The following is a 23784-nucleotide window of genomic DNA, read 5'->3' as shown; positions in this document are numbered from 1 at the left end:
ACCGTCGAGTGGCCCCAAACGCCGGCCCCCCACCGTCGAGTGGCCCCAAACGACGAGGGCCGCGCGTGCGTTTGGGGCCACTCGACTCACGGGCAGGGAGGGCGCGTCGAGGAAGAGCGAGCCCAGCGGCATACGACCGGGGGTTGTGGCCCGGCGTGGGTAGGGTGCGACGCATGAGGTCACTGCTGACGTCACGAATGCACGGTTTCGAGACGACGATCTTCGCCGAGATGTCCGCCCTCGCAACCAGGACCGGGGCGATCAACCTCGGGCAGGGGTTCCCCGACACGGACGGTCCGCAGGAGATGCTCGACGCCGCGAAGGCCGCCATCGACAGTGGGCGCAACCAGTACCCGCCGGGTCCGGGCGTGCCCGAGCTGCTCGAGGCCGTGGCTGCGCACCAGGAGCGGTTCTACGGTCTGCGGGTCGACCCCGCCGACGAGGTGCTCGTCACCGTCGGGGCCACGGAGGCGATCGCGGCGGTGGTGCTGGCCCTGTGCGAGCCGGGCGACGAGGTCGTGACCTTCGAGCCGTACTACGACAGCTACGCCGCGACGATCGCCCTCGCCGGCGCCACCCGGCGCACCTCGGTGCTCCGTTTTCCTGACTTCGCCATCGACGAGGAGTCGCTCCGGGCGGCCTTCTCCGACCGCACGCGTCTCGTGTTGCTCAACTCCCCCCACAACCCGACCGGGAAGGTCTTCACCCGAGCCGAGCTCGAGCTCGTCGCGGACCTCGCTCGCCGGCACGACGCCTGGGTCGTCACCGACGAGGTCTACGAGCACCTCGTCTTCGACGACGCGATCCACGTCCCCATGGCGACCCTGCCGGGCATGGCCGAGCGCACCATCACGATCTCGTCCGCCGGCAAGACCTTCTCCGCGACCGGCTGGAAGGTCGGCTGGCTCACCGGCCCCGCAGAGGCCGTGGCCGCCGCGCGAACGGTGAAGCAGTTCCTCACCTACGTCGGGTCAGGGCCGTTCCAGCCCGCGGTGGCGCTCGCCCTGGGACTCGGTGACGACGTCTACGAGCGCCTCGCATCCTCGCTCCAGGCCAAGCGGGACCTGCTCTGCAACGCCCTCGAGGCATCGGGGTTGTCCGTGGCCCGGCCCCGGGGGACGTACTTCGTCATCGCCGATGCCGCGCCGCTGGGCGCCGGCGACGGGATGGAGTTCGCCCGTCGCCTCCCGGACCTCGCCGGCGTGGTGGGCGTTCCGGTGTCCGTCTTCCACGATGACCAAGAGGCGGCGCGGACCCTGGTTCGGTTCGCGTTCTGCAAGCGGGACGAGGTGCTGGTCGAGGCGAGTCGCCGACTGGCCGAGGCCGGCCGACGCTGACGACCTGTCCACATCCCCCGCGCGGGCGGACAGCCGTCCACAGCCACCGCTCTGGGGGATGCCCGCGTTCGACGAGGTCGGGGACCCTCGATGCATGCTCCTCGACCGTGGACTCCTCGCGCTCCTCGCGGGCGTCGGGCTGACGCTAGGCCTCTCGAGCGGCCCGACCGGGGCCAGCGTGTCGGTGGCCACGGCGCCCGACGACGCGGACCGTCGCGGGCCCGCCGCACTCACCGGGCCGGCCCCGCCCTCCGGTGTCGACGTGAGGCCGGAGCGGTCCGGGGCCGGCTGGGCCTGGCCCCTCGATCCGGCCCCCACTGTCGTGCACCCCTTCGACCCGCCCCGACGCCGCTGGGAGCCGGGACACCGCGGAGTCGACCTGGCGGCCTCGGTCGGCCAGCAGGTGCGTGCGCCTGAGGCGGGCGAGGTGACCTTCGCGGCAGACCTTGCCGGGCGCGGAGTGGTCGTCGTGCGCCACCGGAACGGGCTCCGCAGCACGTTCGAGCCCGTGGCCGGGGCAGTCCGCGTGGGGACCCCGGTGTCCAGAGGCGAGGTCGTCGGGCACGTGACGCCCGGCCCCACGCACTGTGCTCCGCAGACCTGCCTGCACTGGGGGGTGTTGCGAGGCCAGGACTACCTGGACCCGCTGGCCCTCCTCGGGCGTGCTCGGATCGTGCTGCTGCCGCTCGGCTGACGGGAACCGTGACCCCTCGGGAGATCAGGCGCGCGGGTGGGCCTGCTGGTAGCTCGTGCGGAGTCGGTCCACCGACACGTGAGTGTAGATCTGGGTCGTCGCGAGGCTGGCGTGACCGAGCACCTCCTGCACCGTTCGCAGGTCGGCGCCACCCTCGAGCAGATGGGTGGCCGCGCTGTGTCTCAGGCCGTGCGGACCGAGGTCGGGCGCGTCGGGAAGGTGACTGAGCACGTCGTGGACCATGGACCGCACCTGGCGTGGGTCGACCCGCGCCCCGCGACGACCGAGGAAGAGGGCCGGCCCCGAGCGTGCGCCGACGAGGTGTGGCCGCACGACCAGCCACTCCTTCAGCGACTGCGCGGCCGGCACCCCGAAGGGGACGATGCGCTCCTTGGCTCCCTTGCCCATGACGCGTACGACCCGCTCGTGGAGGTCGAGGTCGTCGATGTCGAGAGCGACGAGCTCCCCGACCCGGATCCCGCTTGCATACAGCAGCTCGAGCATCGCACGGTCCCGCACATGGATCGGGTCCTCGTCATCCGCGCGGACGGCCGCCACGTCGAGCATGGCGCCTGCCTCGCCTTGCTTGAGCACCCCCGGGAGAGTGGCGCCACGACGTGGAGCGACCAGGCGAAGGGACGGGTCCGACTCGATCCGGCGGGTTCGGGCGGCCCACTTGAGGAAGGTGCGGGCCGCCGCGGCCCGGCGCGCGATGGTCGACCGCGCCGCGCCCCTGTCCGCCTGTTCCCCCAGCCAGGAACGCAGGTCCGCGAGCCGAAGATCGCGCAGCTCGACCACCCCTCTGTCGGCCGCGAAGGAGAGCAGGTGGTGGACGTCGGACACGTAGGCGCGCGTGGTGTGCTCGGAACGTCCCCGCTCGGAGCGAAGATGCCGCGCGAAGTCGGCGAGCACGACGTCGGGGCCGGTCGGCCCTCCGCCGGTGGGCTCGGCCGCCGCTGCCGGTCCCGAGGTCATGTCCGCACCTTTGCAAAGCCCGAGACGCAGGGCAAGCACCGCACCGCGCGGACAACTATCGCGGTCAATACCCCAGGGGGTATACTGCACGAGATCCCGCGCCCGTGACCCCAAGGAGACCAGCCGATGGCGGCACCACTTCTGGCCCTCGCAGCCTTCCTGTCCATCTTCATCGGGGTGGCCGTGGGTCTCCTCGGAGGTGGCGGCTCCATCCTCACCACCCCCCTGCTCGTGTACGTGCTCGACTTCGAGGCGAAGCAGGCGATCACGGCCAGCCTCTTCCTCGTCGCCGTCACGTCAATGTTCGGTTTGATCCAGCACGCGCGGGCGAGACGTGTCCAGTGGCGCACTGGCGTCATCTTCGGCGTGGCCGGGATGGTTGGTGCCTTCATCGGCGGGCAGCTCGGGGCACACCTGCCCGGATCCCTGCTCCTCGGCGCCTTCGCCGTCATGATGGGCGTCACGGCGGTCGCCATGATCCGAGGGCGTCAGAAGACCTCGTCACGGCACGCCAACGGACTGCCACTCTTCCGGATCCTCCTCGACGGCTTCCTCGTCGGCCTGGTCACGGGTCTTGTCGGCGCCGGTGGAGGCTTCCTCGTCGTCCCCGCCCTGGCGCTCCTCGGAGGCCTCCCGATGGGGGTCGCCGTGGCCACCTCGCTCCTCGTCATCTCGATGAAGGCGGTCGCTGGATTCGTCGGCTACGCCTTCAAGTTCGGAGTGGACGGCCAGTTCATCCAGGCCAACCCGGAGACGCAGATCGACTGGTCCGTCACGCTGCTCGTGACCGGCTTCGCCATCGTCGGTGCCCTCATCGGGAGTCGGGTCGTCGGCCGGATCCACCCCGACCGGCTCCGCACCGGATTCGGATGGTTCGTGCTCGTCATGGCTGTCTTCATGCTGAGCCAGGAAGCCGGGCCGACCGTGGTCGACTACGCCAGCGGCGGCTGGCTCAACCTGCTCCTCGTCATCGTCGGGGGCGTCGCCATCGTGGCCCTGTTCACCTGGCTCATCCGGCGGGGCCCCGGGACGCCTCCCGCGCCCGCCGAGATCGAGCTGGAGGCCGAGCTCGCTGCCGAGTCAGGCGCGGACGCTGCGCCGAACGGGAGCAGCGACGCCGCGCCGGAGTCCGCCGGCGAGGCCAGCCCGGAGCAGCCCGCCCGACGCTGATCCGAGCCGCTCGGGGCCATTTACGTCCGGTCCCGGGCAGCCGGCAGTCTCGCGGGGCGGCCGGCGGTCCAGCGCACGAAGTCAGGCGCCAGGCGGTGATCGGCGCACCGACGGCGCCTTGCGCCAGCAACCATCGCGGCGCTCGGCGAGCCCGAGCTCGACGAGCCGGGACAGCGCCGCCATCGCCTGCATCGGTGCGAGCGCCGCCACGAGCGAGACCTGCGCCAGGTCGACCCAGTCACGGTGCGGCAGGCCTTCGTGGATCCGGGCCTCATCCGGGCCGAGATCGTCGCTCGGACGGACCTCGCCGCGAGGCTCTTCGCAGGCGTCGACACCGAGGTCTCCGACGAGGTCGATGACCTCGGCTGCGCTCGTGACAAGGGTGGCCACGCCCGCCCGGATCTTCGCGTGACACCCCGCGGAGGTCATCGAGGTGACCGGCCCGGGGAAGGCGGCAACCGGGCGGCCCAGCTCCGACGCCGTCCCGAGCGTGTTGAGCGAACCGGAGCGCAGGTCCGCCTCGACGACCACGGTTCCCTTCGTCATGGCCGCGATGAGCCGGTTGCGGTGGAGGAAGCGGCTGCGCATCGGGGCCGAGCCCGGGGCGACCTCCGAGAGGACGATTCCCTGCTGAGCGATCCGGTCGATGAGGCGGGCATGTCCGGCCGGATAGGCCCGGTCGGCACCACCAGCCAGGGCTGCCACCGTCATGCCGTCGACCGCGAGAGCACCGCGATGAGCCGCGCCGTCGATGCCGAAGGCCGCGCCTGACACGACGGTCCATCCCCGTTGTGCCAGTCCGGCGCCCACCTCCGCGGCGAGCTGCTCGCCATACGCCGTGCATGTCCTGGACCCGACGACGGCGACCGATCGACGAGTCACCCGTGCGAGGTCGGCTGGTCCCCGGAGCCACAGGCACCAGGGTGGAACGGGAAGGTCGTCCAGTCGGTCGGGCCACTCCGCATCGCCGGGGACGACGATCCGCGCGCCCACCTTCGCGGCAGTGGCAACGTCCCGGTCCACGTCGAGACGACGCACGCGTTCGGCGAAGCGAGCGAGCTTCCCCTGCCCGGAGCGGATGCGGTCGAGGGTCTCGACCGCACCGTGGCGGGCGAGCAACCCGTGCACGGCGCGGTCACCCGGCTCCGCGATCCGGGACAGGGCGGCCCTGGCAAGCCGGTCGTCACTCACGCGGCCACTCCCCTCTGGCGCCGGAGGGAGAGGGCGAGCTCGACCTGGTCCCGGCCGGGGCGTTGCAGTCCGGACAGGTCGGCCACGGTCCAGGCGCTCCTGAGCGTACGGTCATAGCCCCGCAGGCTGAGACTCCCTCGCTCGAGCGCGCGGTCCAGCGGAGCAGTCGCGCTGGAGGGCAGGCGCCACGCCGATGACCGCAGGAGGGAACCGGGCACGTGCGCGTTGAGTGCCCAGTCCGCGACGAGGAGGCCGCGCCATCGCTCGCGTTGGCACGCCCTGGCAGCAGCCACGCGTGCCGCCACCGATCGGGTGCCCTCGCCGGGCGGTTGGCCCGTGAGCGACAGTCCGGGGGGCTGCACGTGCACCTGCAGGTCGACGCGGTCGAGGAGCGGGCCTGACAGCTTGCCGAAGTAGCTCCGGCGCATCGCCGCCGAGCACGTGCAGTCGAGCCCCTGCCCCCAGCCGTTGCCGCAAGGGCACGGGTTGGCGGCGAGGACGAGCTGGAAGCGGGCCGGGAAGGTCACGGTCTCGTGCGCCCTGGCGATGGTGACGCTGCCCCTCTCGAGCGGGGTGCGCAGCGCCTGCAACACGGCCTTGTCGAATTCCGGAGTCTCGTCGAGGAAGAGCACGCCACAATTGGCCTGGGTGATGGCGCCGGGCCGAATGTGACCGCTGCCGCCGCCGATGATCGCCGCCTGTGATGCGCCGTGGTGCGGGGCGACGAACGGGGGCCGGGTGATGAGCCGGACCTCGTCGAGCAGGCCGAGGACCGAGTGGATGGCGGTGACCGCCATCGACTGATCCCCGTCGAGCGGCGGGAGCAGCCCCGGCAGCCGCTCGGCGAGCATGGTCTTGCCCGCCCCCGGTGGGCCGGCGAGCAGCAGGTGGTGGCCGCCCGCCGCGGCGATCTCGAGCGCGACCTTCGCCTCGACCTGACCGAGCACGTCGGACAGGTCGGGCGTCCGCGTCACCGGCGGAACCTCGGGCTGGGCCGGCTCCTCCACGGGCACGACGGGACGGCCACCCGCGATCTCGCGGTAGCGCCGGACCAGTTCACGAACGTCCGCCACGGCGTGCACCTCGAGCCCGCTGACGAGGCGCGCCTCGGCCGCGTTGACCGCCGGGACGACCACGTGGCGCACCCCGGCGAGGGCAGCGGCGTGAACCGAGGGCAGCACGCCGGTGACACCCCGAACGGACCCGTCGAGGCCGATCTCGCCGATGTGCACGACCTCCTGCACGACACCGCGAGGGACGATACCCATCGCGGCGGCGACGGCAATGAAGATGCCCAGGTCGAAGCCGGTGCCCACCTTGCGCCGCCCCGCCGGGGAGAGGTTCACCGTCACGCGACGTTGGTTGACGAGCATCGTCTCGACGAGCGAGGACACAGCCTTGATGCGCTCCGGGGCCTGCTTGACGGCCGAGTCCCCGAGGCCGCTGATGACGAAGCCGGGAAGCCCGCCTGCGACGTGGGCCTCGACCTCGACGACGAAGCCGTTGACGCCGCTCAGCCCCACGGCCCTGGTCCGTCCCAGGCTCACTGCACGCCCCGCAGGTGCGTGATGCGGGCCGGCCCGCTACGCGGCCGGAGGATCGACACCACGTCGATCCGCACGGTGAGACCCTCCCGGTCGGACTCGGGTCGCGCATCGAGCCAGAGCATCGCCAGCCGGCGCAGCCGGCGTAGCTTCTGCCGGGTCACCGCCTCGAACGGCGCCCCGAACTGCTCGCTCGTGCGCGTCTTGACCTCGCAGACGACGAGAGCGTCGTCGTCGCGAGCGACGATGTCGATCTCACCACGGGCGCAGCGCCAGTTGCGGTCGAGGATGGTGAAGCCGGTGTCCGACAGGTAGCGGCAGGCGAGCTGCTCGCCGTAGCTGCCCAGGGCCCGGGTCGCTGGGATGTCCATGCGACCACGATTGCGCCGTCGGGCCCTTCGCGGCAGCGCGTCCTGCTGACCTGTGCACGACGCGGGGCCGACCCACGGGGGATGTGGACAAGGCCGACCGGCCGTGCGACCGGCGCCCACCGGGCGCAGGAGCGCAGGAGCGCAGCTGCAGCCGTCAACCGGTCAGGAGAAGTCCCCCGACTCCGGGAGCTTGATCTCCGGCTTGGGCAGCTCCTCGATGTTGACGTCCTTGAAGGTCACGACACGCACGTTCTTGACGAAGCGCGCCGGGCGGTAGATGTCCCACACCCACGCGTCGGCCATGATCACGTCGAAGAAGACCTCTCCCCCGTCCGTGCGCACCTTGAGGTCGACCGAGTTGGCGAGGTAGAACCGCCGCTCCGTCTCGACGACGTGGGTGAACAGGCCGACGACGTCGCGGTACTCCTTGTAGAGCTGCAGCTCCATCTCGGTCTCGTACTTCTCGAGATCTTCCGAACTCACCTGACCGCCGTTCCTGTCTGTTCCGTCGCCACGAGGGCCGACACGTGGGGCTCCGCCCCTTCATTCAACACCCGACCCGGCACCATCCCGTCCGGGACGACGATGTCCGGCTCCTCGTAGACCCCCGGCAGCCGCCATGACCGGCGGTGCAGCTCGCAGGGCCCCAGTCGTGCGAGGGCGTCGAGGTGCTCGGGTGCGGAGTAGCCCTTGTTGAGGCCCCAGCCGTATGCCGGGTGGTCGGCTCCCAGCTGAACCATGAGGTCGTCCCGCTCCACCTTCGCGAGCACGCTGGCCGCTGCGACCGATGAGCACTTGAGATCGGCCTTGATCATCGTCGTCACGGGAGGCGTGGTCGGTCCTGCCGGGTCGGCGTAGGCGAGCAGCCCGACCTCGGAGGGCGCGGTGAGCCAGTCGTGGTTGCCATCGAGGATGACGAGGTCGGGGACGACGTCGACGGCGGAGAGGGCTCGGAGTCCGGCGAGGCGCAACGCGGCCATGATGCCGAGCTCGTCGATCTCGTCGGGCGATGCGTGGCCGACGGAGTGGGCCACGCACCAGCGGCGGATGCGCGGCACGAGCCCCTTGCGGGCGCGCTCGGTGAGCAGCTTGGAGTCCTTGACCCCGGTGGGGGCCGACCGCACCGTCTCGTCGATGACGACGACGCCGACGCTGACGGGGCCGGCGAGGGCGCCTCGCCCGACCTCGTCCATGCCGGCGAGGAGCCGGTGACCGGCGCGCTGGAGCTGCCGCTCGACCCGCAGGGACGGCTTCTTCGACGGTGCCCGGCCAGCCATGGTCGCGTCCTCAGGACGTCGTGGCCGAGACCGCGTGTGGTAGGTCAGAGGGCGATACCGCCGAGGGCGACAGGAGCGACCGGCCCTGGGCCGCCGGACCGACAGGTGGTTGGGCACTGGGACTGCCCGCGCCCTCGGTCGGTGCGGTCGAGCCCGGCCGGGGCAGGTCCACGGACGGCTCGGGAACGTCCTCGAACGTCCTGTCCGGCACGCCGAGCCAGGTCACGTGGTCGATGGGCCAGACGATGAACAGGGCCCGTCCGACGATCTTGTCCAGGGGCACCGACCCGTCCGTGCCGTCATTGGACGGCTGGTCGTGGTAGCGGGAGTCGGACGAGTCGGACCTGTGGTCGCCCATGACCCACACGTGGTCGGCAGGGACGACGACGTCGAAGGGCTTGCCTTCGCTCGGCGCGTCACCCGGCTTGAGGTAGGTCTCCTCGATCGCGACCCCGTTGACGGTGATCGGGCCGGTTCCGCCGTCGGAGACGACGTGGTCGCCCGGGAGCCCGATGACCCGCTTGATGAGGTGGTTCTCGGCGTCCTCCGGCAGGAGCCCGACGAAGACGAGCAGATCGTGCAGGGGCCCCCCGGCGTCGGAGGAGCCGTTCGAGGCGGAGCCGGCCAGCCAGGGGAACGGGTCAGCCGGGTCCTCGAAGACGATGACGTCACCGCGGCGCAGGTCGAACGGTCCCGGAGTCAGCTTGCTGACGATGACGCGATCGTCCTTGACGAGGGTGTCCTCCATCGACCCCGACGGGATGTAGAAGGCCTGGAAGAGCCAGGTCTTCACGACGAACGAGAGGGCCATCGCGAGCACGACCACGATGAGGAGCTCCTTGAGTGCGGCGAGCAGACCGGCGCCGAACCCCCGCCGCGCGTCGTCAACGTCGCCGTCGTCGAGGTCGTCGTCCAGGTAGGCCTCGTCGGAATCGCCGACGCGGTCGTGGATCGGTCCCGAGGACTCAGGACGGCCTGGCACTTGCGACATCACTCACCGTTTCGTCGTGGAGGTCGGCCCTTGCCGGAGCGGCCTCCCTGGGGCTCTCTGTGGGGCTCTCTGTCGGGTTCTCTGTGGGTTCTCGTGTTCTGTGGGTCTGGGTTCGATGATCCGAAGGTCGCGACCGCCGCGGGGCCGGCCCGCTGGACCGGATCGAAGGACCCGGGGCCGGTCAGGTCGAGCCCGCGCCTGGGTGGTCCACTGCGCCGAGCTGGTCGAGCGGCCAGTATCGCACCCACACCCTGCCGATGATGTCGTCCCCGGGGACCATGCCGCCACCCGGCTCGCCGAGATGCGCCCGAGAGTCCGCGGACCCGCCGCGGTTGTCGCCCATGACCCAGAACCGGTTCGGCGGGACGAGCACGTCGAAGGTCACCGTGCTCGGCTCCTGGCCCGACTTCAGGTAGGGCTCGTCGATGGGTTCGCCATTGACCTCCAGCCGCCCGTCCTCCGCGCAGCAGCGGACGCGGTCCCCGGGCAGCCCGATGACCCGCTTGACGAAGTCGGACGGCGGGCCCTTGCCGACGAGTCCCTCCAGGGCGTCGACGACGGACTCGACGAAGCCCCGCTCCGGCGTCTCGAGGTGGAACGCCCGGGAGGCGTCGAAGACGACGATGTCGCCACGTTCGAGCTCCTCGGGGCTGGTCGTGCGCGTCACGAGGAGCCGGTCACCCACGCGGAGGGTGTCCTCCATCGAGCCGCTGGGGATGCTGAAGGGCGCGACGAGGAGGGCGCGGACGATCAGGACGAGCGCCAGGGCCACGGCAGGTCCGATGAGCCACCGCAGGTCACGCTCCTGCCGCGCCGACGGCTCCCCGGTCGGCGGGTCGCCATTTTCCGCCCCCCGCACGGAGTCGTGCGGGAACGACGAAGGCGCGGTCGAGCCCTCGTCCGGCGGTGTCTCCTCGCTCACGACGAGCCGCTCAGCTCGGGGACCACCGCGCCGCTCGTCGCCACCGTGCCTCGATTCGGCTGGTCCAGCGGGTGTCGGCCCCGGTTGACCGGGACTCAGTTGGCGTTGGACGTGGTCTTCGCCGGAACGGTCTCGCGCTTCTCGCGGATCTTGGCGGCCTTGCCCCGCAGCCCGCGCAGGTAGTAGAGCTTGGCGCGACGGACGTCACCGCGCGTGACGACCTCGATCTTGTCGATGATCGGCGTGTGCAGCGGGAAGGTACGCTCCACCCCGACGCCGAAGGAGATCTTGCGGACCGTGAAGGTCTCGCCGATCCCACCACCGTGGCGGCGGATGACGATCCCCTGGAAGACCTGGATGCGGGAACGGTTGCCCTCGACGACCTTGACGTGGACCTTGAGCGTGTCGCCGGCCCGGAACTCGGGGATGTCGGAGCGGAGGGATGCGGCGTCGAGCGCGTCGAACGTGTGCATGGTGCTTCACTTTCCTGGGCGCCACAGGTCGCCCGTGAGGGATCACGAAGGTTTCGGTCCGTGCGGCCACGTCGCACCAGCGGCCGAACAGCTCGGACTCGCTGGCTTGACTCCCCCTGTGGCAGGGGCCGTCGTCAGCCGGACGCAGGGTCCAAGTCTGCCAGAGCGGCGCCCTTTGGGAAAATCGATGCCGTATGCCGCTGAGCTGGGTCGCGTGCCCGCGATCCCGACCGGCCCTGACCGGTCTGGCGGACCCGGCTTGGAGGCCGCGTGGGGATAGCGTCGTGGCGTGACCATCAACCCGGGCTGGCCGGTGGCCGTGGCCCTCGTCGCCCTGCTGCTCGTGACGGTGCTCGCGAACCGGGCCGTCCGGCTCGGGCTCGGCCGCCAGTCGGTCGTGGCCGGGGTGAGGGCGGCCGCCCAGCTGACGATTGCCGCCGCGATCATCACCGCCGTCATCGGCTCGATCTGGCTCTCGGCTCTGGCGCTGCTCGGCATGTTCGCCATGGCGGTGGCCACCACGTGCCGACGCATCGGGAGTCCGCGGGCCTGGCCGTGGGCCACCGCTGCGATGGCGGCCGGCGTGGTTCCGGTGCTCACCATCCTCCTGCTGAGCCGGACCATCCCGTTCGAAGGCATCGCCCTCATCCCCGTCGTCGGCATCATCCTCGGCAACACGATGACGGTGCACACCTTGGTCGGCCGGCGCGCGTTCGCTGCCCTTCGCGAGGAGCAGGGCCAGTACGAGGCCGCGCTCTCCCTGGGCCTCCTGCCGGACCAGGCCATCGACGAGATCATCGCCCGACGGGTCCCCGAGGGGCTCATCCCCAGCCTCGACCAGGTGAGGACCTCCGGGGTGGTGACCCTCCCAGGGGCGTTCATCGGCGTCATGCTCGGCGGCGGCACGGCCATCCAGGCCGCCACCGCGCAGGTCCTCGTGCTCTTCGCGATCATGGCGACCCAGTCCATCACCGCCGGAGTCGAGGCGCGTCTCATCCGGGCGCGGCGCAACCTGCCTGACGACCTCCGCGCCTCGCTGGTCTCGTGAGTCGGTCAGGCCCGCGCCGGGCCGCCGGTGCGGCGCCTGGTGAGCTCGACCGTGCCGGGGACCGCGGGGTGGCCGGGTGTTGGACGGTAGCCCGCCTTTCTGGCCAACCGGGTGGTCTCCTCGCTCCGGGTCCCGACGACGAGCACGAAGGTCCCGACGCCCTCGACCGGAGCCGTCTCCTCCGCACGGCGCAGCAGGTGCGTGGCCAGGCCGCGCCCCTGGAGGTCAGGCGCCACGATGAGCCGCGAGATCCGCAGGTCGCTCCCCTCGACCTCGGTGCGGACCGACCCGACGAGGCGACCGGCCACGCGTGCCACGAGGGTCCGTGTCGTCCTCAGACTGGCCCGGAGGTCGTCGACCGTCTCGGCGAGGGTCGGCGGGTCCGGGGACTCGGGTGGCGCCGTCTCGATGACCCACGTGGCCCGGGTGAGGGTGAACAGCTCGGGCAGGTCGGCCGGTGCGGCGAGCGAGATGTCGAGGTCGGTACTTTCCGACCCGACCAGCTGTGACGCGTGGAGGAGGTCGGGGCGCCGGGCCGCGGTGCGGGCGAGCCGTTGCTCGTGTCTCCAGGCGGCGATGGCCGTGTGGTTCCCGGAGAGAAGCACGTCCGGCACCCCGCGACCCTGCCAGACACGCGGCTTGGTGTAGAGGGGGTACTCGAGCAGGCCGTCCTCGTGCGACTCCTCGACGAGCGACTCGGCGTTGCCGATGACGCCCGGCAGCAGCCGGGCAACGGCCTCGACCATCGCGAGGACCGCGACCTCCCCACCGTTGAGCACGTAGTCACCGAGGCTGACGACGGAGACCTCGAGCCCGAGGTCGTCTTTGGCATAGTCGTAGACGCGCTCGTCGATGCCTTCGTAGCGGCCGCAGGCGAACGCGACCCAGGGCTGGGCCGCCAGCTCCCGGGCCATCGCCTGGCTGAACCGGGTCCCTCCGGGTCCCGGCACGACGAGGTGCGGACGCCTGCCGGGCTCGCCCCGGGTGAGGACATGGCCGAGGGCTTCAGCCCACGGCTCGGCCTTCATGACCATCCCGGCCCCGCCGCCGTAGGGCGTGTCGTCGACCGTGCGGTGCCGGTCGTGCGCGAACGTCCGAAGGTCGTGGGTTTCCACGGTGAGCAGGCCGTCCTCCCGCGCCTTGCCGATGAGCGAGAGGTCGAGCGGCGAGAAGTACTCCGGGAAGATCGTGACGACATCGACGCGCATGACCTGGTCAGGCCCCCGACTCGCGAAAGAGGTCGAAGAGCCCGGGGGGCGCCTCGACGACGACGTGGTCCGAGGCCACGGTCGGAACGATCGCGGCCACGAAGGGCACGGTGGCGGTGACACCGTCGGAGAGCTCCACGACCAGCCGGTCCTGGGCCGCGCCGAGCTCGAGACCCGTGACGACGCCGATGACGGCACCGTCACGGTCGCGCACCTCGAGCCCGACGAGCTCCTCCTCGTAGAAGGCCTCGTCGTCCGAGCCGTCGCTGTCAGCCTCGGCGGCGTCGAGGACGAGGCGGGCATCGCGGAGGCCCTCTGCGCCCGTCCGGTCGGGAACCTCCTCGAAGGCGAGGAGCCAGATCCCCCGGTGGACACGGGTGGAGCGGATCGTGAGCTGACGGGGCACGCCCGATCCCGGCCTCGCCTCGGTGTCGAGAACCGCGCCGACGGCGAAGCGACGCTCCGGCTCGTCAGTGTGCAGCTGCACGGTGACCTCCCCGTGCAGGCCGTGCGGCTTGCCGATCCTGGCCAGCACGATCGCGCCCTCAGTCATGGCGGGATCCTCTCACCACTGGATGGTGTCCACGCTCGGCCTCGACGACACGTGGGCCGCGAGTGGCGGGTCGCGAGGTGGGCCGCGAGGTGGGCTGGGAGGCGGCCCAGCGGCATACGACCTGGCTCCCCGACCACAGCGGAGTGGGGTGCCCCAGACTCATGGGACACCCCACTCCGACGGGATGGGCGCTCAGCGCGCGCGATCGGTGTCGACGATGTCGACACGCACGTTGCCGTCGCCCGCGAGGGCGTTGACAACGGTGCGCAGGGCGCGCGCCGTGCGACCGGAGCGGCCGATGACGCGGCCGAGGTCGTCGGGATGGACCCGGACCTCGAGCAGCTCACCCCGGCGCAGCTCCTTGCGGCGCACGACGACGTCCTCATCGTGGTCGACGATGCCCTTGACGAGGTGCTCGAGGGCCTCCTCGAGCATGCTCAGGACTCGCTCTTCTCAGAGGTCTCGGTCCGCTCGGCCTCGGCCTCGGCGGTGACCTTCGCCTCCGCCGCGTCCTCGGCGGCCTCGACGTCGGTGCTCTTGGGAGCAGCCTCCGCCTTCTTGGCCGGCTTCTTGCGTGCGGGCGACGCCGTGTCCTTGGCGTCAGCGGACTTGCCCGCGGCGGCGAGCGCAGCCTCGTAGCGGTCCTTCTTGGACGGACCCTGCTCCTTGGTCTTCAGCTTGCCCTCGTTGATGACCTTGAGCAGGGCGGCGACGGCCTCGGTGGGCTGGGCGCCCTGGCCGATCCAGTAGTTCGCGCGCTCCATGTCGATCTCGATGAGCGACGGCTCCTCGGTCGGGTGGTACTTGCCGATCTCCTCGATCGCACGACCGTCACGCTTGGTGCGTGAGTCCATGACGACGACGCGGTAGAACGGTGCACGGATCTTGCCCATGCGCTTCAGACGAATCTTGACTGCCACTGGTGTGGTGTCTCCTGTTTCTTGGTTGTGAGCACGGCGAGACCGGGTGGGGAACACGCGGGGAACCGGGGCTCGGTGTAGGCGTCCAGGTCAGGCGAGAGGGTCCTGGCCCGACGGGTACAGCCGACCATTCTGCCAGACGTCCGAGCATGCCTCGAACCTCGTCCGGAGTCGGCGCTCGGATCAGCGGCAGGGATCAGCGGCAGGGATCAGCGCCAGGATTCAACGATCCACCTCGGCGAAGGCGGCCCGGACCTGCAGCGCCTTCTCGACGACGACCCGCTTGCTCGCGACCTCCATCGGCTCGAAGACGGGGACCACCGCCGGTTCGACGCCCGCCCTGGCCAGACCCATGCGCAGCTCGGGCCCGGACACCTTGCCCTCGATGACGCCCCCCACGGGCGAGGACCGGAGCAGCTCGAAGAGGGCGGCCGTCGACGGGACCTTCGACACGGAGTAGAGCGGGACGCCGAGCTCGAGGGCGAGCTGGGGCGCGAGACCGGTCGGCCCGAACGCCGGCGGCCCGGCGACGATCGCCACGAGGCGGCGGGGCAGGGCATGCCGGTACGGCACGGCGGGCCAGTCGCTCGCGAGCATCGTGTAGCGGTCGTGGTCTCGCCAGGAGCGCCGGCCATCGCGCCCCGGCAGGTAGAGGAAGTCACGGGAGAAACCCTCGTGTTGGAAGCCCAAGGAGCGCACGAGTCCGGCGGACCGGACATTCGTCGGCTGGATGTTGGCCTCGATCCGGTGCAGCCCCATGCCCTGGGGCTCGTCCGCGAAGACGAGGTCGACGATCAGCTGCAGTCCCTCGCCGAAGAGGCCCCTGCCGACGTAGGGGTCGTACGCGTCGTAGCCGATCGTCGCGCTGCGGAAGGACCCGTGGACGACATTGGCGACATTGGCCCGGCCCACGAGGTCGTGCTCCCCCTCGGGCTCGAGCGCATGGACCATGAAGGTTCGGTAGGTCGGCGACTGGTTGGCGATGACGGCAGGCAGGTTGTGCGGGTCGGGGACGGCGAACTCGGCGAGTCGAGTGGACGACTGCGTGACCGCCGCGACATAGCCCGGCTCGTCGGCCGGCGTGGGCGGGCGGACCTCGACGCGCTCACCGCGGACCGGAGCGGGGATGGCGATGTCAGCGGACAACCCGGCCTCGCAGGATGACGCCCTTCGGGTCGGCGACGACCGTGACGTCCTCTCGCGGGTCGGCGCCGTAGACGACGAGGTCCGCGTCCTCTCCCTCCTCGATCCCCGGCCGGCCGAGCCAGGAGCGCGCCCCCCACGTCGCGGCGTCGAGCGCCTCGAGCCTCGTCAGCCCGGCCTTGGTGAGCTCGACGATCTCCTGGGCCACCAAGCCGTGGGGCAGGCTGCCGCCGGCGTCGGTTCCGACGAAGATCGGGATTCCCGCCTCGTGCGCCGCGCCGATCGTCGCGTGACGGCGAGCATGGAGGTCGAGCATGTGCCGGTGGTAGGCGGGGAACTTCTCCGCTGCCGGCGCCGCGAGGGCTGGGAAGTTGGCGATGTTGACCAAGGTCGGCACGATGGCGATGCGCTGCCGCGCGAACTGGTCGATCGAGTCCTCCTGGAGCCCGGTCGCGTGCTCGACGCAGTCGATGCCGGCGTCCGCGAGGTCCCTGAGGGACTGCTCCCCGAAACAGTGTGCGGTGACCCGCACGCCCTCCTCGTGCGCCGCGGCGATCGCGTCGGCGACGGCCTGCCGGGACCAGCTCGGGGCGAGGTCGCCCACCTCGCGGTCGATCCAGTCGCCGACGAGCTTGACCCAGCCGTCGCCCCGGTGGGCCTCGAGCCGCACGTGATCGACGAGCTCGTCCTCCTCGATCTCGTGGGCGTAGTTGCGGATGTACCGGCGGGTCCGCGCGATGTGGCGGCCGGCCCGGATGATCTTGGGCAGGTCCTCGCGTTCGTCGATCCACCGGGTGTCGCCCGGCTGGCCCGCGTCACGGATGAGGAGCGTGCCCGCCTCCCGGTCGGTCAGGGCCTGCTGCTCGGCGACCTCCCGCGGGACCTCCCCGTGCGGGTCGAGGCCGACGTGGCAGTGCGCGTCGACGAGGCCTGGCAGCACCCAGCCGTCGAGCGTCTGCACATCGCCCCCCGACGGTGGTGCCGTGAACGACACCTTCCCGCCGACGACCCAGATCTCGTCACGGACCTCGTCCGGCCCGACGAGGACCTGACCACGAACATGAAGCACCGGCGCACTCATGCTCTGACCCTACCCAGACCGGATGGCCCGGACCGGACGCCCCGTCCGAACGGTCCCCGACCTACCGGCCGGTCCTCGGGACCAAAGGCCCTGTCCCGTCGGCGCGCGGGACGGCAGGGTGGTCGTGGCGGTACCCGCGAGGGATCGTGCCACTGGCATGAGCCGAGGGAGCGGGACCGAGACCCGACGAGAACGGAGCGTTCACCATGACCCAGGTCAAGCACTTCCCGATCGGCACCACCGCGGAGCGAAGCTCCGACTTCCGGCAGGTCCTCTGGACGGGCATGCACACGCAGCTCGTCATCATGACGATCCCTCCGGGCGGTGAGATCGGCGAGGAGGTCCACGAGGAGACCGACCAGCTCATCACGATCGTCAGCGGAGTCGGCGAGACGGACGCGTCCGGCCAGACGAACGAGGTGACCCGGGGAGATCTCGTGGTCATCCCCGCAGGGGCGATGCACAACGTGCGCAACGTCGGACCGAACCCGCTGGTCCTCTACACGGTCTACGGCCCCCCGGAGCACGCAGAGGGTGCGGTGCACGCGACCAAGGAGGAGGGCGACGCAGCCGAGGAGTCTGGGGAGGACGAGCCTCCCGCGAGGTGATCCCCAGTCGGTCGCCCCGGCGACTGGTCACCGGACCCCGCCCCGAGCGGCATACGGACCGACGGGTCCGGCACCGCTCAGGTCACTTACCGAGGAACTTCTCGAAACCCTTGGGCAGCTTGGACAGGTCGAGGTCGGCCATGGGGTCGGCCCCGTCCTTGTCGGCCCCGGGCATCCCGAAGGCCGACGCCGCGGCCTTGCTCCGCCCCTCGGCCGCCCGCTGTGCGGCGGCCCGCTCCTCGGCGGCACGCTTGGCCGGGTTGCCGCTCTTGCTCTTCTTGCGCGGGGGCTGCTGCTGACGGCCCTTCTTCCCGGTGCCGGGAACGCCCGGCATGCCCGGCAGGCCACCGCCGCCGCCCCGAGCGAGGGACTTCATCATCTTCTGCGCGTCGCGGAAGCGCTCGAGCAGCTGGTTGACCTCGGTCACCGTGACGCCGGCACCCTTGGCGATCCGGGCCCGTCGCGACCCGTTGATCTGCTTGGGGTGGGTCCGCTCGAAGGGCGTCATCGACCGGACCATCGCCTCGACGCGATCGAACTCGCGATCATCGAAGGAGTCGAGCTGGGCCCGCATCTGCTGCATGCCCGGCATCATCTTGAGCATCGACTTGAGTGAGCCCATCTTCTTGATGGCGCTCATCTGCTGGAGGAAGTCCTCGAAGGTGAAGTCCTCCTCCGCGAGGAACTTGCGCGCCATCTCATCGGTCTGGCGCTTGTCGAACGCCTTCTCTGCCTGCTCGATGAGGGTGAGCACATCACCCATGTCGAGGATGCGGCTGGCCATCCGGTCGGGGTGGAACACCTCGATGTCGGTGACCTTCTCACCGACGGAGGCGAACATGATCGGCTCGCCCGTGACCTCGCGGATCGACAGGGCGGCACCGCCCCGGGCGTCGCCGTCGAGCTTGGACAGCACGACGCCGGTGAAGGCGACGCCGTCATGGAAGGCCTGCGCCGTCTCGACGGCGGCCTGCCCGATCATGGCGTCGATGACGAAGAGCACCTCGTCGGGCCGGATCGCCTCGCGGATGTCGGCGGCCTGCTGCATGAGGTTGGTGTCGACCGCGAGACGTCCGGCGGTGTCGACGATGACGACGTCGTGCTGCTGCGCCCGCGCGTGCTCGACGCCGGCGCGCGACACGGCCACCGGGTCCCCGAAGCTCCGCGTCCCCTCCCCCGTCTCGGCGACGGCGTCATGACCGCCGACGTTGCCCCGCTCGGGTGCGAAGACCTTGATTCCGGCCCGCTCGCCGACGACCTCGAGCTGAGTGACGGCGTTGGGCCGCTGGAGGTCCGCGGCGACGAGCAGCGGGGTGTGGCCCTGGTCCTTGAGCCACCGGCCCAGCTTGCCCGCGAAGGTCGTCTTGCCGGAGCCCTGGAGTCCGGCGAGCATGATGACCGTCGGTGGGGTCTTGGCGAACCGGATCTGGCGCGTCTCGCCACCGAGGATGCCGACGAGCTCCTCGTTGACGATCTTGACGACCTGCTGCGCCGGGTTGAGCGCCTGGCTCACCTCGGCGCCGAGGGCGCGCTCGCGGACCGCGCCGGTGAACCGCTTGACGACGGGCAGGGCCACGTCGGCGTCGAGGAGCGCCAGCCGGATGTCCCGAATCGTCGCGTTGACGTCGGACTCGGACAGGCGGCCCTTGCCGCGCAGGTTCTTGAAGGTGGCGGTCAGCCGGTCAGACAGGGTTGCGAACACTCGCGCAACTTTAGCCGCTGGCGCGCCGACTTCCGACTCGGCTTCGCCGGTGGTCGTCCGCCGTATGCCGCTGGGCTCGCTCCCCGGGGCGCGCTTCCGGCCGCTGCATCATCGTCCGTCGCAGGTGTCGATGATCATGGCGACGGCCTGGGCGGTCCGGGCCGGAGCCAGCCGGCCGCCCCCGAACTCGGTGACGTAGAAGGTGTCGAGCGTCTGACCGGCATAGGTGGCGATGTGCGCGGAGCGGATGGCGAGCGAGGCGCGCGCGAGGGTGATGCCGATGTCCTGGAGCAGTCCCGGCCGGTCGGTCGCCCTGACCTCGATGACCGTCGCCGTGTCCGACGCACTGCTGACCACCATGGCCCGGGTCGAGTCCGGCGCGCCTGACCCGGGGCTGCGTACCGGCCCGGAGGCGACGGCCTTGCGTCGCTGCAGCCGGCCGAGCGGCGCGCGATCACCGGCGCGCACGCGGGTGAGGTCGCGGCTGATGATCTCGGGCAGGGGTCGCTCGCCACCCGGCGAGTCGACCCACCACTCGTTGACCGCGAGACCGTCGAGCGTGCGGACGACCGCCGAGCGAACGACGAACCCGTGGGCCGCGAGCAGGCCGGCCGTGTCGGCGAAGAGGCCTGCGCGGTCCCGGTCGATGATGTCGATGCGGTGGGCCCCGCCGAGCGAGGCGACGGAGACGTGCGGCTCCCCGACGGCGACCTTCTCGATCAGGTTCTCGGGCAGCGCCAGCGCCGCGACCGGCTCGACACCCCGTTCGTCGGCATCCCCGGCGCCGTCGGTCCGGGCGGCCGCCTCGTCCGGCAGCAGGGCGGCTCGGCACGCTTCGTGGAGCCGCGCGACGAGGCCGGCCCGCCAGTCGCTCCAGGCCTTGGGCCCGGCCGCGGAGGCGTCGGCCTCGGTGAGGGCACGGAGCAGGTCCAAGGTCTTCACGGACCCGCTGACGGCCTCGGACAGGGTGGCGATCGTGGCGGGGTCGTCGGGGTCGCGCCGGGTGGCGAGCTCGACAAGGGTGAGGTGCTCGCGGACGAGCCGCACCACCACGTCACGGTCATGGTCAGTGGTCCCGATGCGGCGCAGGATCCGGTCGGCGAGGGCAGCACCCTCGACCGAGTGGTCCGTGGCACCGGCCACCTTCCCGATGTCGTGGAGGAGGGCGGCGAGCATGAGCAGGTCCGGTCGGGAGACGTCGCGGACCATCCCGCTCGCGGACACGACCGTCTCCACGAGGTGCCGGTCGACGGTGTGTCGATGCACCGCGCTGCGCTGTGGGCGGCTGCGGACGGCGGTCCACTCCGGGATCCACCGCTCCACGATGCCTGAGAGGTCGAGCCCCTCCCAGACCGCGACGACCCCTGGACCTGCGGCGAGGAGGTCCGCGAAGAGGTCCCGAGCCACGTCGGGCCACGGCTCGGGCAGGTCCGGCGCGTGGGCCGCGAGGTTGCGCAGAGTCGTCGGTGAGAGGGGGAGGCTGTTGCGCGCGGCGACGAGGGCCGCTCGGAGCGGGAGCACGGGGTCGGAGGCGACGTCCGCCGAGGGCCCGAGCACTGCTTCGCCGTCGTGACGGTAGAGGCCGTAGCCGAGCGGCGCGAGCTGCGGTCGCCGCGGGCCCACGCGGAGGGTGCGGGCCCGTTGCGACTGCAGGGCTCGGCGGAGGGTGCCGTCCACTGCGTAGGCGATGGTCCGGGCTGCTCCGGAGAGCTCGGTGAGCAGCTCGTCGGAGTCCGCGTGGCCGAGCAGGGCGGCGCACGCGTCCTGGTCGTCCCGCGTGAGCCGGTCCCGGCCGCGGCCGGTGACGACGTGGATGGCGTCGCGGACGTCGAGGATCCGCTCGTAGGCCTCGTCCACCTCACCGTGCGGCCGATCCGTGAGCCAGGCCTCGGTCAGGGCCCGGAGCACGGCCATGTCCCGCAGGCCACCGTGGGCATCCTTGAGGTCGGGCTCGAGGAGGTGCGCGAGGTCCCCCTGCCTCGCGTGCCTCACGCGGACCGACTCGTGCAGCTCCGCCAGGCGCGTCCTCGCGTTGGCCCGCCAGTCATGAGCCACCGTGGACCGGGCGGCGTTGACGACGTCGGCGTCGCCGGCGACGTGCGTCAGGTCGAGCAGGCCCATGGCCGCAGACAGGTCCTCGGAGGCGACAGCACGGCACTCGGCGACGGTGCGGACGCTGTGGTCGAGTCGCACGCCGGCGTCCCAGATCGGGTACCACAGCCGGTCGGCGAAGGCGCCGACCTCGGCCCCCGACAGGCCACGCGGGTGATGCACGAGCACGAGGTCGTAGTCGCTGAGCGGACCGCCGTCGGCCCGGGCCAGGGAACCGACGGCCGCGAGGGCGACGCCCGCGTGGCGACGACCGGCGCAGGCCTCCCGCCAGAGGTCCTGCAGCCAGCCGAAACCGAACTCCGCGAGTGCGCGGCGGCGGGTGGGGCCCGCCCCCGGCATCGCGAAGGTGCGGGTCCCGGCGAGGTCCAGTCGTCGTGTCGTCACATCGCTCATGTGGACCTCGCCGGGCCTTTCTCTCGAGTGTCAGGTCGTCTGGCCCGCACGACTCCCGTGCGTGACGGGCGGGCCACCATGGTCAGAGCGCTTCGGCGCCCCGCTCGCCGGTGCGGACCCGGACGACCTCGTCGACGGGAACGGACCAGATCTTCCCGTCACCGATGCGCCCGGTCTGGGCCGACTTGAGGATGACGTCGATGACGTCGGGGGCGTCGATGTCGTCGACCACCACCTCGAGGCGGACCTTGGGCACGAAGTCGACGGTGTACTCGGCACCGCGGTAGACCTCGCTGTGGCCGCGCTGACGGCCGTAGCCGCTGGCCTCGCTGATGGTCATCCCGGTGACGCCGAAGGCCTCGAGGGCCTCCTTCACCTCGTCGAGCTGGTGTGGCTTGATGATGGCGGTGACGAGCTTCATGCGTTCGCTCCTTCAGCCTTCTCGGCGCGGTCGGTCGAGGTGTGGTCGGTCTCTGGTCGATCCGAGATGGGGCCCCCGGCTCCGACCGGAACGGTGGAGCGTGGGATCGCTCCGCTTCGGCCGGTGCCCGACACGAGGCCACCGAAGTCGTAGCCGGACTCCGCGTGCTCGGACTGGTCGATGCCGGCGGTCTCGTCGTCCTCGCTGACCCGCCACCCGAGGGTGTACTTCAGGGCGAGGGCGATGAGCGCCGTGAGCACGCCGGAGATGAGGAGCGAGACGAGGGCGATGACGATCTGGACGGCCGTCTGCTCGAAGCCGCCGCCGTAGAAGAGGCCGGTCGAGGTCGACAGGAGCCCGGCGCCGATGGTGCCCCAGAGCCCGGCAACGAGGTGGACGCCGACGACGTCGAGGGAGTCGTCGTAGCCGAAGCGGTACTTGAGACCGACCGCGAGGGCCGCAAGGGCACCGGCGACGACCCCGAGGAGGAGCGAGCCGACGGGCGAGAGGGCGCCGCAGGCCGGAGTGATGGCCACGAGTCCGGCGACGACACCGGAGGCGGCGCCGATCGACGTGGCGTGACCGTCACGCAGCTTCTCGACGAGGAGCCACCCGATGATGGCGGCGGCGGTCGCAGCCGTGGTGTTGAGCCAGACCACGGAGGCCACCCCGTCGGCGGCCAGCTCGGACCCGGCGTTGAAGCCGAACCAGCCGAACCACAGCAGCCCGGCGCCGATCATCACGAGCGGGACGTTGTGCGGCCGGATGGCCGACTTGCCGAAGCCGAGGCGTTTGCCGACGATCAGCGCCAGGACAAGGGCAGCGATACCGGCGTTGATGTGGACCACGGTGCCGCCGGCGAAGTCGATCGGGGCCACCGACGCGGCGCCGTCCGTGACGCCGAAGAGCCTCGCCGAGAGGCCGTCCTCGGCGCCGGACAGCAGCCCGCCGCCCCAGACCATGTGCGCGATGGGGAAGTAGACGATCGTCGCCCAGATGCCGGCGAAGACGAGCCAGGTGGAGAACCGGACCCGGTCGGCGACCGCCCCACTGATCAGGGCGACCGTGAGGACGGCGAAGGTGAGCTGGAAGCCGGCAACCATGGCCTCGGGGATGTACACCCCGGCGCCGAAGACGTCGACGAGCCTCGGGCTGCCCGTGCCGTCGTCGAGGAGCTGGCCGAGACCGAAGAGGTCGAACGGGCTGGCGAAGAGACCCCCGATGTTCGTCGGGCCGAAGGACATCGAGTAGCCCCACAGGATGTAGATGACGCCGACGACCCCGAGGGCCCCGAAGGACATCATCATCATGTTGAGGACGGACTTGGCTCGCGTCATCCCTCCGTAGAAGAGCGCGAGACCGGGCGTCATGAGGAGGACCATCGCGGCCGCGACGAGCATGAACGCCGTCGCGGCCTCGTTGATCTCCGGTGCTTCTGCCGCGAGCGGCACCAGTGCTGTTGTCATGCGGTCGATCGTGCGGACGACCGGTTTCGACCGATCGCGTGGTGTGTTACGTCCGTGTCAACAAGACGGCCGCCCTGTTAGTGGTGCGTTTCGTGCGAAGGGCGCGCCCACGATGTGGACGGCCTCCCACGCCGGCGCTCGGTCGATCCTCAGGGCCTACGTCACTCGAGCCGATGGTCGTGAC

24 protein-coding genes are annotated in these 23784 nt (G+C 71.3%); 5 read left to right on the top strand and 19 right to left on the bottom strand.

What is annotated here, in order from left to right:
- The first annotated feature begins 173 nt into the window (after positions 1-173).
- Together LOY02_RS09445 and LOY02_RS09440 are read left to right on the top strand one after the other, a co-directional pair.
- The gene (locus LOY02_RS09445; protein WP_317182100.1) at positions 174-1337 is read left to right on the top strand and encodes a pyridoxal phosphate-dependent aminotransferase; all 1164 of its coding nucleotides are present in this window, start codon (positions 174-176) and stop codon (positions 1335-1337) included.
- A gap of 94 nt (positions 1338-1431) precedes the next feature.
- A complete protein-coding gene (locus tag LOY02_RS09440) occupies positions 1432-2031 on the top strand; it encodes a M23 family metallopeptidase (RefSeq protein WP_317182099.1) in 600 nt (199 codons plus the stop codon).
- 24 nt (positions 2032-2055) lie between these two features.
- Here LOY02_RS09440 and LOY02_RS09435 read toward each other — a convergent pair whose 3' ends face one another.
- The gene (locus LOY02_RS09435) at positions 2056-3006 is read right to left on the bottom strand and encodes a tyrosine recombinase XerC (protein ID WP_317182098.1); all 951 of its coding nucleotides are present in this window, start codon (positions 3004-3006) and stop codon (positions 2056-2058) included.
- A 126-nt stretch (positions 3007-3132) separates the two neighbouring features.
- On the opposite strand from LOY02_RS09435, the gene LOY02_RS09430 reads away from it, so the two are divergent.
- The gene (locus tag LOY02_RS09430) at positions 3133-4176 is read left to right on the top strand and encodes a sulfite exporter TauE/SafE family protein (protein WP_317182097.1); all 1044 of its coding nucleotides are present in this window, start codon (positions 3133-3135) and stop codon (positions 4174-4176) included.
- Positions 4177-4257: 81 nt separating this feature from the next.
- Here the strand turns inward: LOY02_RS09430 and dprA are convergent, their stop codons facing one another.
- From dprA to rplS, 8 genes are all read right to left on the bottom strand, one after another.
- Positions 4258-5367, bottom strand: a complete 1110-nt coding sequence (gene dprA / locus LOY02_RS09425) for a DNA-processing protein DprA (RefSeq protein WP_317182096.1) — start codon at positions 5365-5367, stop codon at positions 4258-4260.
- On the bottom strand, positions 5364-6914 hold the full coding sequence (locus LOY02_RS09420; RefSeq protein ID WP_317182095.1) for a YifB family Mg chelatase-like AAA ATPase: 1551 nt from the start codon (positions 6912-6914) through the stop codon (positions 5364-5366). Before LOY02_RS09420 ends, dprA begins: the two co-directional genes overlap by 4 nt.
- Positions 6911-7282 (bottom strand): YraN family protein, encoded by a 372-nt coding sequence (locus LOY02_RS09415; RefSeq protein WP_317182094.1) that lies wholly within the window; start codon positions 7280-7282, stop codon positions 6911-6913. The genes LOY02_RS09420 and LOY02_RS09415 overlap by 4 nt, the downstream gene beginning before the upstream one ends.
- A 162-nt stretch (positions 7283-7444) precedes the next feature.
- Positions 7445-7765: a DUF2469 domain-containing protein gene (locus LOY02_RS09410; protein WP_317182093.1), complete on the bottom strand. Its 321-nt coding sequence runs from the start codon at positions 7763-7765 to the stop codon at positions 7445-7447.
- Positions 7762-8559 carry a ribonuclease HII gene (locus tag LOY02_RS09405; protein ID WP_317182092.1) on the bottom strand — a complete coding sequence of 266 codons (798 nt, stop codon included), beginning with the start codon at positions 8557-8559 and terminating at the stop codon, positions 7762-7764. Before LOY02_RS09405 ends, LOY02_RS09410 begins: the two co-directional genes overlap by 4 nt.
- A gap of 10 nt (positions 8560-8569) precedes the next feature.
- Positions 8570-9550: a signal peptidase I gene (gene lepB / locus LOY02_RS09400; protein ID WP_317182091.1), complete on the bottom strand. Its 981-nt coding sequence runs from the start codon at positions 9548-9550 to the stop codon at positions 8570-8572.
- A gap of 181 nt (positions 9551-9731) precedes the next feature.
- On the bottom strand, positions 9732-10472 hold the full coding sequence (gene lepB, locus LOY02_RS09395) for a signal peptidase I (RefSeq protein ID WP_317182090.1): 741 nt from the start codon (positions 10470-10472) through the stop codon (positions 9732-9734).
- A gap of 95 nt (positions 10473-10567) precedes the next feature.
- The gene (rplS, locus tag LOY02_RS09390; protein WP_317182089.1) at positions 10568-10945 is read right to left on the bottom strand and encodes a 50S ribosomal protein L19; all 378 of its coding nucleotides are present in this window, start codon (positions 10943-10945) and stop codon (positions 10568-10570) included.
- A 289-nt stretch (positions 10946-11234) separates the two neighbouring features.
- Here rplS and LOY02_RS09385 point away from each other — a divergent pair, with 289 nt between their 5' ends.
- Positions 11235-11993, top strand: coding sequence for an ABC transporter permease (locus LOY02_RS09385; RefSeq protein WP_317182088.1), 759 nt, complete (start codon positions 11235-11237; stop codon positions 11991-11993).
- Positions 11994-11998: 5 nt separating this feature from the next.
- Here the strand turns inward: LOY02_RS09385 and trmD are convergent, their stop codons facing one another.
- The 6 genes from trmD to LOY02_RS09355 form a co-directional block, all read right to left on the bottom strand.
- A complete protein-coding gene (gene trmD, locus LOY02_RS09380) occupies positions 11999-13201 on the bottom strand; it encodes a tRNA (guanosine(37)-N1)-methyltransferase TrmD (protein WP_317182087.1) in 1203 nt (400 codons plus the stop codon).
- Positions 13202-13208: 7 nt separating this feature from the next.
- The gene (gene rimM / locus LOY02_RS09375) at positions 13209-13754 is read right to left on the bottom strand and encodes a ribosome maturation factor RimM (protein WP_317182086.1); all 546 of its coding nucleotides are present in this window, start codon (positions 13752-13754) and stop codon (positions 13209-13211) included.
- Between the two features lie 192 nt (positions 13755-13946).
- On the bottom strand, positions 13947-14189 hold the full coding sequence (locus LOY02_RS09370; RefSeq protein ID WP_317182085.1) for an RNA-binding protein: 243 nt from the start codon (positions 14187-14189) through the stop codon (positions 13947-13949).
- Positions 14190-14191: 2 nt separating this feature from the next.
- Complete coding sequence (gene rpsP / locus LOY02_RS09365) at positions 14192-14674, bottom strand: 30S ribosomal protein S16 (protein WP_317182084.1); 483 nt, start codon at positions 14672-14674, stop codon at positions 14192-14194.
- Positions 14675-14896: 222 nt separating this feature from the next.
- Positions 14897-15820 (bottom strand): GNAT family N-acetyltransferase, encoded by a 924-nt coding sequence (locus LOY02_RS09360; protein ID WP_317182083.1) that lies wholly within the window; start codon positions 15818-15820, stop codon positions 14897-14899.
- Positions 15810-16898, bottom strand: coding sequence for an amidohydrolase family protein (locus tag LOY02_RS09355; RefSeq protein ID WP_317182082.1), 1089 nt, complete (start codon positions 16896-16898; stop codon positions 15810-15812). Before LOY02_RS09355 ends, LOY02_RS09360 begins: the two co-directional genes overlap by 11 nt.
- Before the next feature lie 206 nt (positions 16899-17104).
- On the opposite strand from LOY02_RS09355, the gene LOY02_RS09350 reads away from it, so the two are divergent.
- A complete protein-coding gene (locus LOY02_RS09350) occupies positions 17105-17506 on the top strand; it encodes a cupin domain-containing protein (protein ID WP_317182081.1) in 402 nt (133 codons plus the stop codon).
- 82 nt (positions 17507-17588) lie between these two features.
- Here the strand turns inward: LOY02_RS09350 and ffh are convergent, their stop codons facing one another.
- The 4 genes from ffh to LOY02_RS09330 form a co-directional block, all read right to left on the bottom strand.
- Positions 17589-19208, bottom strand: coding sequence for a signal recognition particle protein (gene ffh, locus LOY02_RS09345; protein WP_317182080.1), 1620 nt, complete (start codon positions 19206-19208; stop codon positions 17589-17591).
- A 108-nt stretch (positions 19209-19316) separates the two neighbouring features.
- Positions 19317-21713: a [protein-PII] uridylyltransferase gene (locus LOY02_RS09340; RefSeq protein WP_317182079.1), complete on the bottom strand. Its 2397-nt coding sequence runs from the start codon at positions 21711-21713 to the stop codon at positions 19317-19319.
- A gap of 82 nt (positions 21714-21795) precedes the next feature.
- Positions 21796-22134: a P-II family nitrogen regulator gene (locus LOY02_RS09335; protein WP_317182078.1), complete on the bottom strand. Its 339-nt coding sequence runs from the start codon at positions 22132-22134 to the stop codon at positions 21796-21798.
- Entirely contained in the window at positions 22131-23600 is a 1470-nt protein-coding gene (locus LOY02_RS09330; protein WP_317182077.1) for an ammonium transporter, read from the bottom strand. The genes LOY02_RS09335 and LOY02_RS09330 overlap by 4 nt, the downstream gene beginning before the upstream one ends.
- Positions 23601-23784 lie beyond the last annotated feature (184 nt).

The organism is Intrasporangium sp. (assembly GCF_032907665.1).
Classification (GTDB): Bacteria; Actinomycetota; Actinomycetes; order Actinomycetales; family Dermatophilaceae; genus Intrasporangium.
The sequence above is the reverse complement of the archived record's forward strand: the minus strand, read 5'-3'. Positions and strand labels throughout refer to the sequence as shown.

Bases quoted from the DNA above. Each gene is read 5' to 3' on its own strand.
- rimM (WP_317182086.1), bottom strand. From the start codon at position 13,754: ATGACTGAGGGCGCGATCGTGCTGGCCAGGATCGGCAAGCCGCACGGC.
- rplS (WP_317182089.1), bottom strand. From the start codon at position 10,945: ATGCACACGTTCGACGCGCTCGACGCCGCATCCCTCCGCTCCGACATC.
- LOY02_RS09350 (WP_317182081.1), top strand. From the start codon at position 17,105: ATGACCCAGGTCAAGCACTTCCCGATCGGCACCACCGCGGAGCGAAGC.
- lepB (WP_317182091.1), bottom strand. From the start codon at position 9,550: ATGTCGCAAGTGCCAGGCCGTCCTGAGTCCTCGGGACCGATCCACGAC.
- LOY02_RS09340 (WP_317182079.1), bottom strand. From the start codon at position 21,713: ATGAGCGATGTGACGACACGACGACTGGACCTCGCCGGGACCCGCACC.
- LOY02_RS09445 (WP_317182100.1), top strand. From the start codon at position 174: ATGAGGTCACTGCTGACGTCACGAATGCACGGTTTCGAGACGACGATC.
- LOY02_RS09405 (WP_317182092.1), bottom strand. From the start codon at position 8,559: ATGGCTGGCCGGGCACCGTCGAAGAAGCCGTCCCTGCGGGTCGAGCGG.
- LOY02_RS09370 (WP_317182085.1), bottom strand. From the start codon at position 14,189: ATGCTCGAGGAGGCCCTCGAGCACCTCGTCAAGGGCATCGTCGACCAC.
- LOY02_RS09440 (WP_317182099.1), top strand. From the start codon at position 1,432: ATGCTCCTCGACCGTGGACTCCTCGCGCTCCTCGCGGGCGTCGGGCTG.
- LOY02_RS09335 (WP_317182078.1), bottom strand. From the start codon at position 22,134: ATGAAGCTCGTCACCGCCATCATCAAGCCACACCAGCTCGACGAGGTG.
- LOY02_RS09330 (WP_317182077.1), bottom strand. From the start codon at position 23,600: ATGACAACAGCACTGGTGCCGCTCGCGGCAGAAGCACCGGAGATCAAC.
- trmD (WP_317182087.1), bottom strand. From the start codon at position 13,201: ATGCGCGTCGATGTCGTCACGATCTTCCCGGAGTACTTCTCGCCGCTC.
- LOY02_RS09415 (WP_317182094.1), bottom strand. From the start codon at position 7,282: ATGGACATCCCAGCGACCCGGGCCCTGGGCAGCTACGGCGAGCAGCTC.
- LOY02_RS09435 (WP_317182098.1), bottom strand. From the start codon at position 3,006: ATGACCTCGGGACCGGCAGCGGCGGCCGAGCCCACCGGCGGAGGGCCG.
- LOY02_RS09430 (WP_317182097.1), top strand. From the start codon at position 3,133: ATGGCGGCACCACTTCTGGCCCTCGCAGCCTTCCTGTCCATCTTCATC.
- LOY02_RS09355 (WP_317182082.1), bottom strand. From the start codon at position 16,898: ATGAGTGCGCCGGTGCTTCATGTTCGTGGTCAGGTCCTCGTCGGGCCG.